We start from the raw sequence: 737 nt of genomic DNA, 5'->3' as shown, positions 1-737 counted from the left end.
TATCTAGTTTTCAATGTACAATTATAATTTCTATGGTGGAGACTAGCGGGATCGAACCGCTGACCTCCTGCGTGCAAAGCAGGCGCTCTCCCAGCTGAGCTAAGCCCCCAAAATCGATATTAAACTCTAATGGTGGGCCTAAGTGGACTCGAACCACCGACCTCACGCTTATCAGGCGTGCGCTCTAACCAGCTGAGCTATAGGCCCCTACGATTAAGAATACTCTAATGAGCATTCAAAACTGAATACAATATGTCAATGTTATTCCTTTCCATCTTCTAAAGAAGATGTTCCGAATATATCCTTAGAAAGGAGGTGATCCAGCCGCACCTTCCGATACGGCTACCTTGTTACGACTTCACCCCAATCATTTGTCCTACCTTCGACGGCTAGCTCCATAAATGGTTACTCCACCGGCTTCGGGTGTTACAAACTCTCGTGGTGTGACGGGCGGTGTGTACAAGACCCGGGAACGTATTCACCGTAGCATGCTGATCTACGATTACTAGCGATTCCAGCTTCATGTAGTCGAGTTGCAGACTACAATCCGAACTGAGAACAACTTTATGGGATTTGCATGACCTCGCGGTTTAGCTACCCTTTGTATTGTCCATTGTAGCACGTGTGTAGCCCAAATCATAAGGGGCATGATGATTTGACGTCATCCCCACCTTCCTCCGGTTTGTCACCGGCAGTCAACTTAGAGTGCCCAACTAAATGCTGGCAACTAAGTTTAA

At 47.1% G+C, this 737-nt stretch carries 2 tRNA genes and 1 rRNA gene; all 3 read right to left on the bottom strand.

The annotated features are described in order from the left end of the window. Positions 1–33: 33 nt before the first annotated feature. Positions 34–109, bottom strand: a tRNA-Ala gene (locus KA867_RS13135). Positions 110–130: 21 nt separating this feature from the next. Next, positions 131–207: transfer RNA gene (locus KA867_RS13130), tRNA-Ile, on the bottom strand. Positions 208–308: 101 nt separating this feature from the next. Continuing rightward, a 16S ribosomal RNA gene (locus tag KA867_RS13125) occupies positions 309–737 on the bottom strand; the annotation flags it as partial.

This window comes from Staphylococcus sp. GDH8C109P, assembly GCF_017893405.1.
Classification (GTDB): domain Bacteria; phylum Bacillota; class Bacilli; order Staphylococcales; family Staphylococcaceae; genus Staphylococcus; species Staphylococcus cohnii.
Note: the sequence above shows the minus strand (reverse complement) of the source record. Positions and strands in the feature narration are given on the sequence as shown.